Here is a 14,705-nt window from a genome sequence, read left to right as displayed (position 1 = left end):
AAAATGGATCCGCGCGGCTGTTTTGGGGCAAACTCTCGGGTTTTCAACAGTTCGACAAGGCTGCCCCATGTCCTCTCCGTCTTCGGTTGATGAGCAACGGTTTCGTAAAATCCTGAGTCGCAACATCAGCCTGCCCCTGGGCGTTGGTGTGCTCAGTGCCGTCTTCTTCGTTTCGCTGATCACTTATCTGCTGTCGGTCATCCAGTGGGTTGAACACACCGACCGGGTGATCAATAACGCCAACGAAGCGGTGAAGCTCACCGTGGACCTGGAAACCGGCATGCGCGGTTTTCTGCTCAGCGGCGACGAGCACTTCCTCGATCCGTACGAAACGGCCAAGCCCCGCATCAATGTGGCGCTCAATACCTTGCTCGAACTGACCGCCGACAACCCGGTGCAGACCGATCGTCTGCGTCGTTTGCAAGCCCTGCAAACCGAATGGGCGAACTATGCGCAGTCGATGATCGATCTGCAGCGTTCCAGTGGCGACTATAAAGCGGCGGTCAAGGCCGGGCGTGGCAAGCGCCTGACCGACGAGATCCGCAAACAGTTCGAAGACGTGATCGACATGGAGCAGCAGTTGCGCACCACGCGCAACGAAGAAGTGCGCCGCACCACGATCTGGAGCATCACCCTTTATCTGTTGTTCGTGGCCGGTATCAGTGGGCTGCTGGCGTATATCGGCCGGCGCGATCTGGTCAATCTGTCTGACAGCTACGGCGCCACACTGGCGGCGCAGCAGGCCAGTGCCGAGCGTCTGGAGCGTCAGGCGTGGTTGCGTAATGGTCAGACCGAACTGGCCGAGCAGGTGCTGGGGCAACTGACGCTCAATCTGTTGGGGCGCAACATTCTGCAGTTCTGCGCGCAGTACCTCGGCACGGCCGTGGCGGCGCTGTATGTCCGTGAAGAGCACGGCGGCCTCAAGCGCGTGGCTACATATGGCTTCTCGCGCGAGCAGGAAGAACAGGATCAATTGATTTACAGCGGCGAGGGCATCGTCGGTCAGGTGGCGCAACAGGCGCGGCTGACTCGACTGGATTCGGTGCCAGGCGATTACTTCAAAGTCAGCTCCGGTCTGGGTGAAGGCCTGCCGCGCAGCGTGATGGTGGTGCCGACTACCGATGACGACCGGGTTAACGGCGTGATCGAACTGGGCTTCTTGCGCCCGCTCAACGACCGCGACGTCGAGTTGCTGGAACTGATTGCCAGCAACGTCGGCACGTCCATCGAAGCCGCACGCTACCGTCAGCGTTTGCAGGAAGTCCTCGCTGAAACCCAGCAGCTCAACGAAGAGTTGCAGGTGCAGCAGGAAGAGCTGAAAACCGCCAACGAAGAGCTCGAAGAGCAGTCGCGGATCCTCAAGGAATCCCAGGCGCATCTGGAAACCCAGCAAGTCGAACTGGAACAGACCAACGAGCAACTCGCCGAACAGGCGCAGACTCTGGCCGAGCAGCGCGATGCAATGGACCAGAAGAACACCGAGCTGAATCAGGCCCAGGTGCAACTTGAAGAACGCGCCGAAGAGCTGCAGCGTTCGAGCAAGTACAAATCCGAATTCCTCGCCAACATGTCCCACGAACTGCGCACGCCGTTGAACAGTTCGTTGATTCTGGCCAAGTTGCTCGCGGAAAACCCGCAAGACAATCTCAGTGCCGAGCAGGTCAAGTTCGCCGAGTCGATCTACTCCGCCGGCAACGATCTGCTGAACCTGATCAATGACATCCTCGACATTTCCAAGGTTGAGGCCGGCAAGCTTGAGGTGATCCCGGAAAACACCAGCGTCGCGCGTCTGGCCGATGGTCTGCGCAGCGTGTTCGAACCGCTCGCGGCCGACAAGCGCCTGACCTTCAGCGTCGATCTGCTCCCGGACGCACCGGTCACCCTGTTTACCGACCGCCAGCGTCTTGAACAGGTGATCAAGAATCTGTTGTCCAACGCCGTGAAGTTCACCGAGCAGGGTACAGTCAGCCTGACCATCAGCGGCCAGCCGAACCAGCGCATTGCCTTTATCGTGCGCGATTCGGGTATTGGCATTGCCGCGGATCAGCAGGAAAGCATTTTCGAAGCCTTCCGTCAGGCCGACGGCACCACCAACCGCAAATACGGCGGCACTGGCCTGGGCCTGTCGATCTCGCGGGATCTGGCGACGTTGCTGGGCGGTTCGATCAGCGTCAGCAGCGCACCGGGGCAGGGCAGTGTGTTCACGCTGGTATTGCCGCAGCAGTACAGCGAAACATCTGAAGTGTCGACGGCACCGCTGACCTTCACCCCGCCGGCGCAGATCGTGACGGCGGCCGCTGCGCCGGCGATTTCGGTTTCACCTCTGGCGCCGGTGCACATCCCGCGCTTTGCCGATGACCGTGACAAGGCGCCGTTTGCCACCCGCTGCATTCTGGTGGTGGAAGACGAGCCGAACTTTGCGCACATCCTCTACGATCTGGCGCATGAACTCGGCTATCAGTGCCTGGTTGCGCACGGTGCGGACGAGGGGTATGACCTGGCGCGCGAGTTCGTGCCGGACGCAATCCTGCTCGACATGCGCCTGCCGGACCACTCCGGCCTGACTGTGCTGCAACGCCTGAAAGAACACGCCGAAACCCGGCACATCCCGGTGCACGTGATTTCGGTCGAGGATCGGGTCGAAGCGGCGATGCACATGGGCGCCATCGGCTATGCGGTCAAACCGACCACCCGCGAAGAGCTCAAGGACGTGTTTGCCCGTCTTGAAGCGAAGCTGACCCAGAAGGTCAAACGCGTGCTGCTGGTGGAAGACGACGATTTGCAGCGCGAAAGCATCGCACGGCTGATCGGCGACGAAGACATCGAAATCACCGCCGTGGGCCTGGCGCAAGACGCGCTGGATTTGCTACGCACGACGATTTTCGATTGCATGGTCATCGACCTGAAGTTGCCGGACATGCTCGGCAACGAATTGCTCAAGCGCATGTCCACTGAAGACATCTGCTCGTTCCCGCCGGTGATCGTTTACACCGGTCGTAACCTGACCCGCGATGAAGAGGCCGATCTGCGCAAGTATTCGCGCTCGATCATCATCAAGGGTGCGCGCTCGCCGGAACGCCTGCTTGATGAAGTGACACTCTTTTTGCACAAAGTCGAATCGCAGTTGTCCCATGAGCGGCAGAAGATGCTCAAGACCGCGCGCAGTCGCGACAAGGTCTTTGAGGGGCGCAAAGTTCTGCTGGTGGACGACGATGTGCGCAACATCTTCGCCCTGACCAGCGCGCTGGAAACCAAAGGCGCAGTCGTGGTGATCGGTCGTAACGGCCGTGAGGCGATTGATAAATTGAATGAAGTCGAGGACATCGACCTGGTGCTGATGGACGTGATGATGCCGGAAATGGATGGTTTCGAAGCCACCATTGAAATCCGCAAGGATCCGCGCTGGCGCAAACTGCCGATCATTGCGGTTACGGCCAAAGCCATGAAGGACGATCAGGAGCGCTGCCTGCAAGCGGGCGCCAACGATTACCTGGCCAAGCCCATCGATCTGGATCGCCTGTTCTCGCTGATTCGCGTGTGGTTACCGAAGATGGAACGTATTTAGTGGAGTGCAGTGATTCAGTGGAACGGAACAGCGAGATCGAATTGCGGCTGTTGATCGAGGCCATTTACCTCAAGTACAGCTACGACTTCCGCGATTACTCTGGCGCTTCGATCAAGCGTCGGGTGCTACACGCGTTGAACCAGTTCGAGTGCGCGACCATTTCGGCCTTGCAGGAAAAAGTCCTGCATGACCCGACCGCGTTCATGCAGCTGCTGCAATTGCTGACGATCCCGGTCAGTGAGATGTTTCGCGATCCGTCGCACTTTCTTGCCATTCGCAGGGAAGTGGTGCCGCTGCTCAGAACCTATCCGTCGATCAAGATCTGGATCGCCGGGTGCAGCACGGGCGAGGAGGTCTATTCGATGGCGATTCTGCTGCGCGAAGAGGGCCTGCTCGATCGCACGATTATTTACGCCACTGACATCAACCCGCGCTCGCTGGACAAGGCCAAGCAGGGGATTTTCTCGATGGAAAACGTCCGTGCCTACACCGCCAACTACCAGCAGGCCGGTGGTCAGCGTTCATTTGCCGACTACTACACGGCCGCTTATGGTTACGCGATTTTCGACAAGAGCCTGTGCGAGAACGTGACGTTCGCCGATCACAGTCTGGCCACCGACAGTGTGTTCTCTGAAACCCAGTTGATTTCCTGTCGCAACGTGCTGATCTATTTCAACAAGAAACTGCAGGATCGAGCGTTCGGGCTGTTTCACGAGTCGCTGTGTCATCGTGGTTTTCTAGTGCTTGGCAGCAAAGAGACGCTGGATTTTTCCAGTTATGCCAACCAGTTCGAAGCGCTGGTGAAACAGGAACGGATCTACCGCAAATCATGAACGATACAGCGGATCTGCCTCGAATCGAGGCTATTGTGGTCGGTGCTTCCGCCGGTGGCGTCGAGGCATTGATGAACATGCTTGGGCCATTACGACGTGGATTCGTGCTGCCGATCATCATCGTCCTGCACCTGCCGGAAGAGCGCCGCAGTCATCTGGCCGAGGTGTTCTCCCGGCGTCTGCTGCTGCCGGTGGCAGAGGCCACGGACAAGCAGGATATCGAAGCGGGCACGGTGTATTTCGCCACACCCGGTTATCACTTGTCGGTGGAACAGGATCGCAGCCTGTCCTTGAGCCTTGAGGAACGCGTCCATCATTCCCGGCCATCGATTGACTATCTTTTCGAGTCCGCCGCCGACGTCTACGGCCCCGGGTTGGCCGCTGTGTTACTGACCGGCGCCAATCACGATGGCGCGCGCGGGCTGGCCAAGGTCAAACGCCACGGCGGGCTGACCATCGTGCAGGATCCCGACGACGCCCAGGTCGCCACCATGCCTCTGGCTGCGCTGAAAATCCAGCAGCCGGATCATGTCTTACCCATTCACGGCATCGGCCGTCTGCTTGTCGAGCTGGAACGAATCGCATGCTGAGTAATATCCAGGCAAAACTGCTGATCGTCGACGATCTGCCCGAGAACCTGCTGGCTCTCGAAGCGCTGATCAAACGCGAAGACCGCACCGTCTATAAGGCGCTGTCGGCGGACGAAGCACTGTCGCTGCTGCTGCAACACGAATTCGCCATGGCCATTCTTGACGTGCAGATGCCCGGCATGAACGGCTTCGAACTGGCGGAGTTGATGCGCGGTACCGAAAAAACCAAGAACATCCCGATCATTTTTGTCAGCGCTGCCGGCCGTGAACTGAACTACGCGTTCAAGGGCTACGAGAGCGGGGCGGTGGACTTTCTGCACAAACCGCTGGATATCCATGCGGTCAAGAGCAAGGTCAACGTCTTCGTCGATCTGTATCGCCAGAGCAAGGCCATGAAGCAACAGGTCGAAGCGCTGGAGCAGGCCCGCCGCGAGCAGGAAGCGCTGCTGCAGCAGTTGCAGAGGACGCAGTCGGAACTCGAGCAGGCAGTGCGGATGCGCGATGACTTCATGTCAATCGTCGCCCACGAAGTGCGCACGCCGCTCAATGGCCTGATACTCGAAACGCAATTGCGCAAGATGCACCTGGCGCGGGACAACGCCGCTGCGTTTACCCTGGACAAGATGCACGCCATGGTTGATCGCGACGAGCGCCAGATCAAAAGCCTGATCCGCCTGATCGAAGACATGCTCGACGTCTCGCGGATTCGCACCGGCAAGCTGTCGATCCGGCCGAACCGTTTTGATCTGGTGCAGTTGGTCAGTAACCTGCTGCAAAACTTCGCGCAGCAGATCGAAGTGGCGGAAACCACCGTCACGTTCGAAGCCGAGAGTCCGGTGGAGGGTTGCTGGGATGAATTCCGCATCGAACAGGTGATCTCCAACCTGCTGACCAACGCCCTGCGTTACGGCGGCAGAAGCCCGATTCAAGTCCGCGTCTACCGTCAGGGCAATCAGGCGCGGGTCGAGGTTCAGGATCATGGCATCGGCATCAGCGAAGAGAACCAGAAACGCATTTTTCAACAATTCGAACGGGTTTCCGCCAAGACGGTAGTCGCCGGGCTCGGGTTGGGTCTGTTCATTTCCGAGCAGATCGTCGCCGCCCATGGCGGTTCCATCGTCGTCGAGAGTCAGATCAACGAGGGCGCCCTGTTTCGCGTTTGTCTGCCGATCGAGGAAAACGGCAAATCCGACGCAACCTCTGAGTGACCACACGGTCGTATCAGCAGCTATTGACCGAACAAAGGCTTCCCATGAGCGTAGATGCACAAGATGTAGTACTCGTCGTCGAGGACGAACCGGTTATCTTGATGATCCTGACGGACTACCTGTCAGGCCAGGGCTATCGTGTGCTGCAGGCCGAAAACGGCGAGCAGGCATTCGAAATTCTCGCGAGCAAGCCACATCTGGACATGTTGATCACCGACTTCCGTTTGCCCGGCGGCATCTCTGGCGTACAGATCGCCGAACCTGCCGTGAAGCTGCGACCGGATCTCAAGGTGATATTCATCAGCGGTTACCCGCAGGAAATCCGCGAAACCGGCAGCCCGATCACGCGCAAGGCGCCGATTCTGGAAAAGCCGTTCGACCTGGACGTGTTGCAGGAAAAGATTCAAGAACTGTTGGCCTGATTTACAGCGCCTGACCTGAATATCTCCCTGTAGGAGCTGTCGGAGGCTGCGATCTTTTGATCTTAAAAACAAGATCAAAAGATCGCAGCCTCCGACAGCTCCTACAGGTTTTTTGCGGGGTCAGCCGCGGATCATCTCCCGCACCTTGGCGGTGAGTAGATCAAAGGTGAACGGTTTGGTGATCATCTGCATCCCCGAGTCGAGGAAACCGCCACGCACCGCCGCATGTTCGGCGTATCCGGTGATGAACAACACCTTCAAGCCAGGCCGGTATTGCCGACCGATCTCCGCGAGTTGCCGACCGTTCATGCCCGGCAAGCCGACGTCGCTGATCAGCAGATCAATGCGCTGCGCCGAGTTGAGAATCGGCACGGCGCCATCGGCATCTCCGGCCTCGACAAACGCATAACCCAATTCACTCAGCACCGAACTGACCAGCAAGCGCACGGCCGGATCGTCTTCGACGATCAGTACGGTTTCGCCATGGATGGCTTGCGGGGCTTGCTCGCAATTGCTGGCCGGTTGCTCCAGTTCTTCGCCACGGAAACGCGGCAGATAGAGTTTGACCGTCGTGCCTTGATCGATCTCGCTGTCAATCGACACGTGGCCGCGCGACTGTTTACTGAAGCCGTAGATCATCGACAGGCCCAGCCCGGTGCCCTGGCCGATTGGTTTGGTGGTGAAAAACGGATCGAACGCTCGGCTGATCACACTTTGCGGCATGCCGCTGCCGTTGTCGGTGACACTCAACATCACATAATCACCGGGCTCGAGGTTGGGGTAGGCCTCGGTGAAGTCACGGTCTAGCACCTGATTACTGGTCTCCACCACCAATCGGCCGCCCTCGGGCATGGCGTCTCGGGCGTTGATCACCAGGTTGAGCAGGGCGCTTTCCAGTTGGTTGGGATCCGCCTCGGCGACCCAGAGTTTTTCGTCCAGACGCATGTCCAGTTGAATGCTTTCGTTGAGGCTGCGCTGCAACAGCTCGCCCATCGACAGCACCAGGGTATTCATCTGCACGGCTTTGGAGTCGAGCGACTGCCGCCGGGAAAACGCCAGCAGGCGATGAGTCAGGCCGGCGGCGCGGTTAGCCGAGGTCACGCCCAGATCGATCAGGCTGTCGAGGTCTTCAGTGCGTCCTCGGGCCAGACGCCGGCGCAGCAGTTCAAGGCTTCCGATGATGCCGGTGAGCATGTTGTTGAAGTCGTGGGCGATGCCGCCGGTGAGCTGGCCGACCGCTTCCATTTTCTGCGACTGACGCAACGCTTCTTCGTTGTGCCGTAACTGTGCGGTGCGCTCTTCGACCTGCTGCTCGAGGGTTTCCAGCGTTGATTGCAGGCGTCGTTCGCTTTCGCTCAGGTCGATCAGGCGATCGCGGGCTTCGTACTGTCGTCGTCGACCGCGCAGGGCAGCGGACACCAGACTGATCAGGGTCGCCGGATGAAACGGGCGCTCAAGAAACGTGACATTGCCCAACAGATCGCTGAGGCGCGAGGACGGCCCTTGTTCCTGTCCGCCATGATGAGTGAGCACAACAATCGGCAGGTCCGACCATGCCGGCTGTTGTTCCAGGTGCAGAAACAACGCCTCCAGCTCCGGGCCGCGCAACGCTTCGGCGGCGATCAGCAACAGCCCGGCGCCGGGCTCCAGCTGCGCACACAGCGTGGCAAGGTCCGGGGTAATCAGGCCGCCGTAACCCGCCTCGTTGAGAATCATCAGCGCAATCTGGCTGTCGCGACCCATCGGCGCCAGAATCAGCGCGCGCTCGGCCAGCGGTACAGAAACGGTCACGAGCTCCCTTCCTGCAACAGCGGTTTGCTCGCGCCGAGATAGGTCGGTACGCCACGAAGCACACCCTGAAAGGCTTCCAGCGGCTCGCCGATGGTCATGCCTTGCTTCGAAATACGGTATTCGCGAATGGTCGATTCGTGGCTGCCGGTGCGTTTCTTGATGATGGAAATGGCGCGGCGGACCTTGCCGATGGCTTCGAAGTAACGCAACAGAATCACCGTGTCAGCCAAGTAAGTGATATCGACCGGCGCTTGCATGTCGCCGACCAGACCATGCTGGGCCACCGTCATGAAGGTGGCCGCGCCTTTGCGGTTCAGGTACAGCAACAGTTCGTGCATGTGCAGCACGAGGGCGTTTTCTTCCGGCATCGCGGCCTGATAGCCATTGATGCTGTCGATGACCACAGTTTTGATCTCGCCGTCATCGACGCAGCGGCGCACTCGGTGGGAAAACTCGCCCGGTGAAAGCTCGGCGGCGTCCACTTGCTCGATCAGCAGATTGCCGGTGGCGCGCAGGGCCTTGAGGTCGATGCCGATGTTTCTCATCCGTTCGAAGAGCAGTTCCAGTTCTTCGTCGAAGATGAACAGGGCGGCTTTTTCGCCGCGTGCCACTGCGGCGGCGGCGAAGATCATCGAGATCAGCGATTTACCGGTACCGGCAGGGCCGAGAATCAGCGTGCTGGAGCCGGTTTCGATCCCACCGCCCAGCAGCGAGTCCAACTCCTTGATGCCGCTAGTCAATTGCAAACGCGGGTAATCGCCGCGATGTTCCGCGGCCACCAGCCGTGGAAATACATGGACACCATCGCCCATGATGGTGAAGTCGTGATAACCGCCGCGGTACTTTTGCCCACGGTACTTGACCACCCGCACGCGTCGACGCTCGGCGCCGTAGTTGGGTGTGAGTTCTTCAAGCCGAATCACCCCGTGGGCAACACTGTGCACGGTTTTATCGAGGGATTCGGTGGTCAGGTCATCGAGCAGCAGAACCGTGGCGTTATAGCGCACGAAGTAATGCTTGATGGCGAGGATCTGCCGCCGATAACGCAAGGAGCTTTGCGCGAGCAGGCGGATCTCCGACAGGCTGTCGAGCACCACCCGGGTTGGCTTGAAGCGTTCGACCGCTTCGAATATCTGCTTGGTGGCTTCGCCCAGTTCGAGGTCGGAGGAGTACAACAGGCTCTGCTGATGCTCGGCATTGAGCAGGCTCTCCGGCGGCGTCAGTTCGAAGATCTTGATGTTGTCGTCAAGCTCCCAGCCATGGGACAGCGCGCCTTGGCGCAGTTCACGCTCGGTTTCAGATAGCGTGATGTACAACGAGCGCTCGCCGGCCTTCGCGCCGGCCAGAAGAAAATGCAAAGCGGCCGTGGTTTTGCCGGTTCCGGGTTCGCCCTCCAGCAAGAAAACATGACCGCGAGACAAGCCACCGGCCAGGATGTCATCCAGACCCACAATGCCGGTAGCGGCTTTCGCACTGATCAACTCGTTAGATGTAGACAAAAAATGCCCTCTCATGACTAGGGGAAGCGAGGCCGCCGACTGAATTGGGGGCGACCTGATTTACTTGACCCGTTGCAGTGATGGCAGTTCCACTTTTTCTTGCTGGCGACGGGATTTATCCTCGCTGGCCTGCGAAGCAGGTCCTTGGCTGAGGAGGGGCCGCTTCGCGCTCTATCGGGGATAAATCACCTCGCCACAGGTCACATCTATCCGATTCAGAGACCCTGCTGCAACGCCGGATCATCCGGATTCAACTGCTCCAGCTGAGCCAGCAGAATCTGCACGTTCTGCAACTGACCGCTTTCTTTCCAATAGTTGATCAGCAACACCCGCGCCTTGCGATCGGCCGGGTGGCGCTGGACGATTTCCTGCAGTTGCTTCTGCGCCGCCTCGAGTTCCTCTGCACTGTGCAGAGTGGTGGCAAGGTCGTAGCGGTAATCCTTGTTGTCAGGTTCCAGTTCGACCGCTTTGGACAAGCCGAGCAGGGCGTATTCACGCTGGCCGTGGTGCAACAGCCACAGGCCGAGGGCATGTTGCAGATACGCCGAGTCAGGTTGGGCTTTAAGCTGTTGGGCGAGCAACTGCCGGGCCGCATCATTCTGGCCCTGGCGGTCGAGCACATCGATCTGCATCACCAGCGCCTGCAAGTTGCCCGGTTCCAGGCGCAGTGTGTTGTCCAGTGCCTGCTGCGCCTGTTTCAACTCGGCGTTGTGGATATAAAGACGCGCCAGTTGGGCGTAAGTCGCGGCGCTTTCCGGTTGGTCCTTAAGTACTTGCTCCCAGCCATCGATCGCTTGTTGCAGTGGTCCGAAATACAGCCCCAGCTCGTCCGGGCTCAAGCCGAGAAGGGCGTTGATTGCCGCAAAACGAACGGTCTGATCCGCATCTTCGAGCATCGGCCCCAGCAACAGGCTGCGCTGTCCGCCCGGCACCAGCCCCACCACACTTTTGATCGCTGCCAGCCGCACTTCGGGCGCTTCGTTCTGCAGGTCGGCGTCGGCGAGTTTCAACGCCAGCGGACTTGGGTAATTCGGCAGCTCGCCGTGAAGCCAGACGCGGCGCTTGACCGACAGGTCCGGACGCCCCAGCTGTTGATACAACTGCCGCGCGGCACCGGGCTGCCCGGTCCGCGCGGCGCCCAGCGCTTCGCTGTAGCCATGCTTTATCGCGTCGGGAATGACCGGTGTGGTACTGCGCAGAGACAGCCATGCCACGACGACAATAAGCACAAGACCAAGGCTGATAAGCAGATAGCGGCGAGACTGAGGCATGCAGGTTTCCGAAAACAGGTGTACTTGAGCAGAGCGGCAAGCTTCGGTCAGCTCGGACCGTGAGTCAAACCCTGAGCATGCGAATCGCCCTACAAGTCCTGTCGACTGCGTAACCCGTCAGGCTTTCGCAGCAGTGTCTACGCTTGCAGGAGTCGCTTAAACGAGTGTGCCCATGCAAGCCCTGTTGAATTATTTCAAGGTGGTGATCCATCCCGGTCAGGCCGTCCTGCTGTTTGCCCTGCGCACCATCGCGGCCGGGTTGCTGACCCTGTATCTGGCGTTCCTGTTCGATCTCGATCAGCCGAAGTGGTCGATCATGGCCGTGGTCATTGTCAGTCAGCCGCTGGCCGGCATGGCGCTGGCACGCAGTTTTGGCCAGGTGATCGGCACCACGCTCGGTGCAGCGGTAGCGGTCTTGATCATGGCCATCTTTCCGCAGGCGCCGCTGCCGTTCATCACGACGCTGGCCCTGTGGCTGGCGCTCTGTACGGCGGGCGGCACGTTGCTGCGCTACACCAGTTCCCAGGCGTTTGTGCTCAGTGGTTACACCGCCGTGGTGGTGGCACTACTGGCCATTCCCGATCAGGACGGCACTTTTCTGCTGGCTGTCACCCGCGTCACCGAAACGTTGCTGGCCGTGGCCTGTGTCTGCGTGGTCAGCCTGCTCACGGCGCGTCCGGAAGCCGTCGCCAAAGGCTATTTCGCCAAGGTCGATCAGGTGATCAAACTGGTCGCCAGCCATTCCGCTGCGGTCATCCGCACACAAGAGAGCGAAGCCGACTTTCAACGTCGGCAAATGCAATTGCTTGGTGAAATCAGTGCCCTCGAAGGGCTGCGCCGTCACCTGTATTTCGATGCGCCACGGTTGCGCAGCGCCAATAACCTGGTGCTGTTACTGGGTAATCAGTTGATGCTTTTGACTTCGCGCCTGACCGCGCTGAGGCATCAACGCGAACTGCTGACCGAGCGCTGGGAGGGCGATTTGCCGCCCGACGTCCAGCGCCTGCGTGCCGATGAGCTGGCGCTTCTCGACCAGTTGGCGGAGCAGGGCCGCTCGCTCCCCGCCGAGCAACGGCATCACTTCATTACGCTGCAACAGCAGTTCGAAGCCTTGGCTTATGAGGCCGAACAACTGACCGAAGATATGAGCGCAACCCTGCGTTCACTGGCGTGGGCATTACGCTGGGAGCAGGCGCGTCTGTTACAGCAACTGGAACAGATCCTGGAACTGAGCGATGCCATTCAGGAGGGGCGCGAAGCCAGTTGCCTTTATCGCGGTCAGGCCAGCCCCTTGCATCTGGATTTCACTCTCGCTTCGATGAACGCCATTCGCGCCTTTACCGCGTTGCTGGTTGCCGGGTTGATCTGGATCGAAACCGCCTGGGACGGCGCACGGGGCGGGATGATTCTGGTGGGGATTCTCTGTTCGCTCATGGCGACGTTTCCGCGTCCGTTGATGGCGGCGCAAAGTTATGCCCGAGGGTTGGGATTGGCGCTGGTGGTATCGGCGCTTTATCAATTCATGCTGGTGCCGGCGATCAGTGACTTTGAGTGGCTGGCGTTGTTGCTGGCACCGCTGCTTTATGTGATCGCGGTCGGTCTGGCGAGCCCGGCGACGGCGGGGATCGGCATGGGGTTGGGGTTGTCGAGTTTCCTCATGCTGGGCCCGCAGAATGTCGGCACCGGGCAGAACACGGCGATCCAATGGTTCGAATTTGCCGGCGCCTATGTCAGCGCGGCAATGCTCGCCCTGATCGTATACGCGTGGATTTTTCCGTTCCGCCCGGTCTGGCGCCTTCGTCGCTTGTACAACGAAGCGCGTGAACAGGTGTACGAACTGACTAAAAAACCAGCCACCGATGAGCAGCAATTCGCCTTCGAAAGCCGCATGGTCGATCGCTTGACCAGCATGCTTGGCTTGCTGCCGGCGGCGAATGACCGCGCCATGCAGCAACTGTACGAAATCAGCCTGGCCAGCGTGGCACTGGGTGTGGCGATGCATCAGCTCAGGCAGCAGGCGCAGAACAATGCATTGCTCACCGACGTATTCAGTCAGCGCTTGTCCTCAGCCTTGCGCAAGGCCGGGCGCTTTGTCGCCGGGCGACAGGATGCGCAACTGACGCCGTTGCTGGCCACGCTGCACGCACTGGGCGATGAGCTGGATGATCTGCACGTCGCCAGTCATGAACATCTGTGGTCGGTGTTTCGCATGCGCGTGGCGCTGCTGATCGTTGTGTCATTTTTGCAGCGCCACGGCGAGTACCTGCAACGTAATGCCCCGGAAGGAGAACCGGCCCTTGCCCATTGATTTCGAGATTGGCGGCGTTTATCTGCCACCCATTGCTCAGGCCCTGTTGCTGGCCATACCGATATTCATGCTGCTTGACTGGGGCTTGCGCCGCTTGGGCGTATTGCGTCTGGTCTGGCATGAGGCGCTGTTCGAAGGGGCACTGTATGCCTGCGTCTGTGCCACGCTGCTTTTGCTGATGGGAGCCTGATGCCTTGAAAGTGTTACTCGCTCGATCAATGACGTTGGCCGTGGTGGCACTGGCCATCGTGCTCGGCTGGTTTGCCTGGGAGCATTACACCCGTGCGCCATGGACCCGGGATGCCCGGGTGAGGGCGGACGTGGTGACGCTGTCGGCCGACGTTTCCGGACGTCTCGTCAGCCTGGCTGTGCAAGACAACCAGCACGTTGACAAGGGGCAACTGCTGATGGAGATCGATCCGGCACGCTACCGGTTGGCGGTAGAACACTCGCGGCGCTCGGTTGAAGTGGCAAAAGCAACTCTGGGGCAGTCGCAAGCGGCCATCGTCGCCAGTGAAGCACTGCTCAAACAGCGTCAAAGCGAAGAGCGCCGGCGCCGTACGCTCAAGCAGGGTTTCGCGATCTCCGGGGAAGAATGGGAGAAATCCAGTACCGACGTGGCTGTGGCTCAGGCTGATCTGTTACGCAATCAGGCCAATCTCGGCCTGGCGCAGGCGAATGTGCAATTGGCGATTGCGGCACTGACTCAGGCCGAACTGGATTTGCAGCGTACCCGTGTCGAGTCGCCGGTCAGCGGCTATGTCACCAATCTGCTGACCCGCGAGGGCGATTACGCAGTCGCTGGCGGCGCACTGTTGGCATTGGTAGACAGCGACTCGTTCTACGTCAGCGGGTACTTCGAGGAAACCAAATTGCCACGGATCGAGGAGGGCGACCGAGTGCGGATTCAGTTGATGAGCGGGGAAACCTTCGGCGGTCGCGTGCAAAGCATTGCCTTCGCCATTGCGGACAGGGAAAACGCCCCGGGCAGTCGTCTGCTGGCGAATATCAACCCGAGTTACACCTGGGTGAAACTGGCACAACGGGTACCGGTGCGGATCGACATCGATAGCGACTATGCCGGCAAGAACCGCTTGCGCGCCGGCACGACCGCCACCGTCACTATCCTTGAATAAGGCAGCTCCAGGGGTAAGTCACCAGGCACAAAAAAGCCCCGCGACCGAATGATACGCGGGGCAAAAAATTGGTTGGTTGCGG

Annotated in this window: 11 protein-coding genes; 8 read left to right on the top strand and 3 right to left on the bottom strand. The window is 59.6% G+C overall.

The window, feature by feature from the left end; genetic code table 11:
* Window positions 1-67 precede the first annotated feature (67 nt).
* The 5 genes from AC3WMT_RS21850 to AC3WMT_RS21830 are packed head-to-tail and all read left to right on the top strand — an operon-like array spanning window position 68 to window position 6,618.
* Complete coding sequence (locus tag AC3WMT_RS21850; protein ID WP_103304986.1) at window positions 68-3,565, top strand: response regulator; 3,498 nt, start codon at window positions 68-70, stop codon at window positions 3,563-3,565.
* Window positions 3,565-4,398: a CheR family methyltransferase gene (locus AC3WMT_RS21845; RefSeq protein ID WP_103304985.1), complete on the top strand. Its 834-nt coding sequence runs from the start codon at window positions 3,565-3,567 to the stop codon at window positions 4,396-4,398. The genes AC3WMT_RS21850 and AC3WMT_RS21845 overlap by 1 nt, the downstream gene beginning before the upstream one ends.
* Window positions 4,395-4,988 carry a chemotaxis protein CheB gene (locus AC3WMT_RS21840; protein ID WP_103304984.1) on the top strand — a complete coding sequence of 198 codons (594 nt, stop codon included), beginning with the start codon at window positions 4,395-4,397 and terminating at the stop codon, window positions 4,986-4,988. The genes AC3WMT_RS21845 and AC3WMT_RS21840 overlap by 4 nt, the downstream gene beginning before the upstream one ends.
* On the top strand, window positions 4,982-6,196 hold the full coding sequence (locus AC3WMT_RS21835; RefSeq protein ID WP_103304983.1) for a hybrid sensor histidine kinase/response regulator: 1,215 nt from the start codon (window positions 4,982-4,984) through the stop codon (window positions 6,194-6,196). Before AC3WMT_RS21840 ends, AC3WMT_RS21835 begins: the two co-directional genes overlap by 7 nt.
* 44 nt (window positions 6,197-6,240) lie before the next feature.
* The gene (locus AC3WMT_RS21830) at window positions 6,241-6,618 is read left to right on the top strand and encodes a response regulator (protein WP_103304982.1); all 378 of its coding nucleotides are present in this window, start codon (window positions 6,241-6,243) and stop codon (window positions 6,616-6,618) included.
* Window positions 6,619-6,738: 120 nt separating this feature from the next.
* Here AC3WMT_RS21830 and AC3WMT_RS21825 read toward each other — a convergent pair whose 3' ends face one another.
* The 3 genes from AC3WMT_RS21825 to AC3WMT_RS21815 all read right to left on the bottom strand — a co-directional run bounded on the left by AC3WMT_RS21825 (window position 6,739) and on the right by AC3WMT_RS21815 (window position 11,179).
* The gene (locus AC3WMT_RS21825) at window positions 6,739-8,409 is read right to left on the bottom strand and encodes an ATP-binding protein (protein ID WP_103304981.1); all 1,671 of its coding nucleotides are present in this window, start codon (window positions 8,407-8,409) and stop codon (window positions 6,739-6,741) included.
* Window positions 8,406-9,908 carry an ATPase domain-containing protein gene (locus tag AC3WMT_RS21820; protein WP_103304980.1) on the bottom strand — a complete coding sequence of 501 codons (1,503 nt, stop codon included), beginning with the start codon at window positions 9,906-9,908 and terminating at the stop codon, window positions 8,406-8,408. The genes AC3WMT_RS21825 and AC3WMT_RS21820 overlap by 4 nt, the downstream gene beginning before the upstream one ends.
* A gap of 215 nt (window positions 9,909-10,123) precedes the next feature.
* Window positions 10,124-11,179, bottom strand: a complete 1,056-nt coding sequence (locus tag AC3WMT_RS21815) for a tetratricopeptide repeat protein (protein ID WP_103304979.1) — start codon at window positions 11,177-11,179, stop codon at window positions 10,124-10,126.
* A gap of 172 nt (window positions 11,180-11,351) precedes the next feature.
* On the opposite strand from AC3WMT_RS21815, the gene AC3WMT_RS21810 reads away from it, so the two are divergent.
* Genes AC3WMT_RS21810 through AC3WMT_RS21800 form a run of 3 tightly spaced genes read left to right on the top strand, consistent with a single transcriptional unit; the run spans window position 11,352 to window position 14,623 of the window.
* Window positions 11,352-13,487 carry an FUSC family protein gene (locus AC3WMT_RS21810; RefSeq protein ID WP_103304978.1) on the top strand — a complete coding sequence of 712 codons (2,136 nt, stop codon included), beginning with the start codon at window positions 11,352-11,354 and terminating at the stop codon, window positions 13,485-13,487.
* Window positions 13,477-13,677, top strand: coding sequence for a DUF1656 domain-containing protein (locus AC3WMT_RS21805; protein ID WP_103304977.1), 201 nt, complete (start codon window positions 13,477-13,479; stop codon window positions 13,675-13,677). The genes AC3WMT_RS21810 and AC3WMT_RS21805 overlap by 11 nt, the downstream gene beginning before the upstream one ends.
* Window positions 13,678-13,681: 4 nt before the next feature.
* Window positions 13,682-14,623 (top strand): HlyD family secretion protein, encoded by a 942-nt coding sequence (locus AC3WMT_RS21800; RefSeq protein ID WP_103304976.1) that lies wholly within the window; start codon window positions 13,682-13,684, stop codon window positions 14,621-14,623.
* Window positions 14,624-14,705: the final 82 nt, after the last annotated feature.

It is taken from the genome of Pseudomonas sp. FW305-7, from assembly GCF_058786735.1.
This window is presented reverse-complemented; position numbering and strand designations above follow the sequence as displayed.

What these genes read in the sequence shown, in the direction of transcription:
- AC3WMT_RS21850 (WP_103304986.1), top strand. Translation starts at nt 68, where the DNA reads ATGTCCTCTCCGTCTTCGGTTGATGAGCAACGGTTTCGTAAAATCCTG.
- AC3WMT_RS21840 (WP_103304984.1), top strand. Translation starts at nt 4,395, where the DNA reads ATGAACGATACAGCGGATCTGCCTCGAATCGAGGCTATTGTGGTCGGT.
- AC3WMT_RS21835 (WP_103304983.1), top strand. Translation starts at nt 4,982, where the DNA reads ATGCTGAGTAATATCCAGGCAAAACTGCTGATCGTCGACGATCTGCCC.
- AC3WMT_RS21830 (WP_103304982.1), top strand. Translation starts at nt 6,241, where the DNA reads ATGAGCGTAGATGCACAAGATGTAGTACTCGTCGTCGAGGACGAACCG.
- AC3WMT_RS21815 (WP_103304979.1), bottom strand. Translation starts at nt 11,179, where the DNA reads ATGCCTCAGTCTCGCCGCTATCTGCTTATCAGCCTTGGTCTTGTGCTT.
- AC3WMT_RS21810 (WP_103304978.1), top strand. Translation starts at nt 11,352, where the DNA reads ATGCAAGCCCTGTTGAATTATTTCAAGGTGGTGATCCATCCCGGTCAG.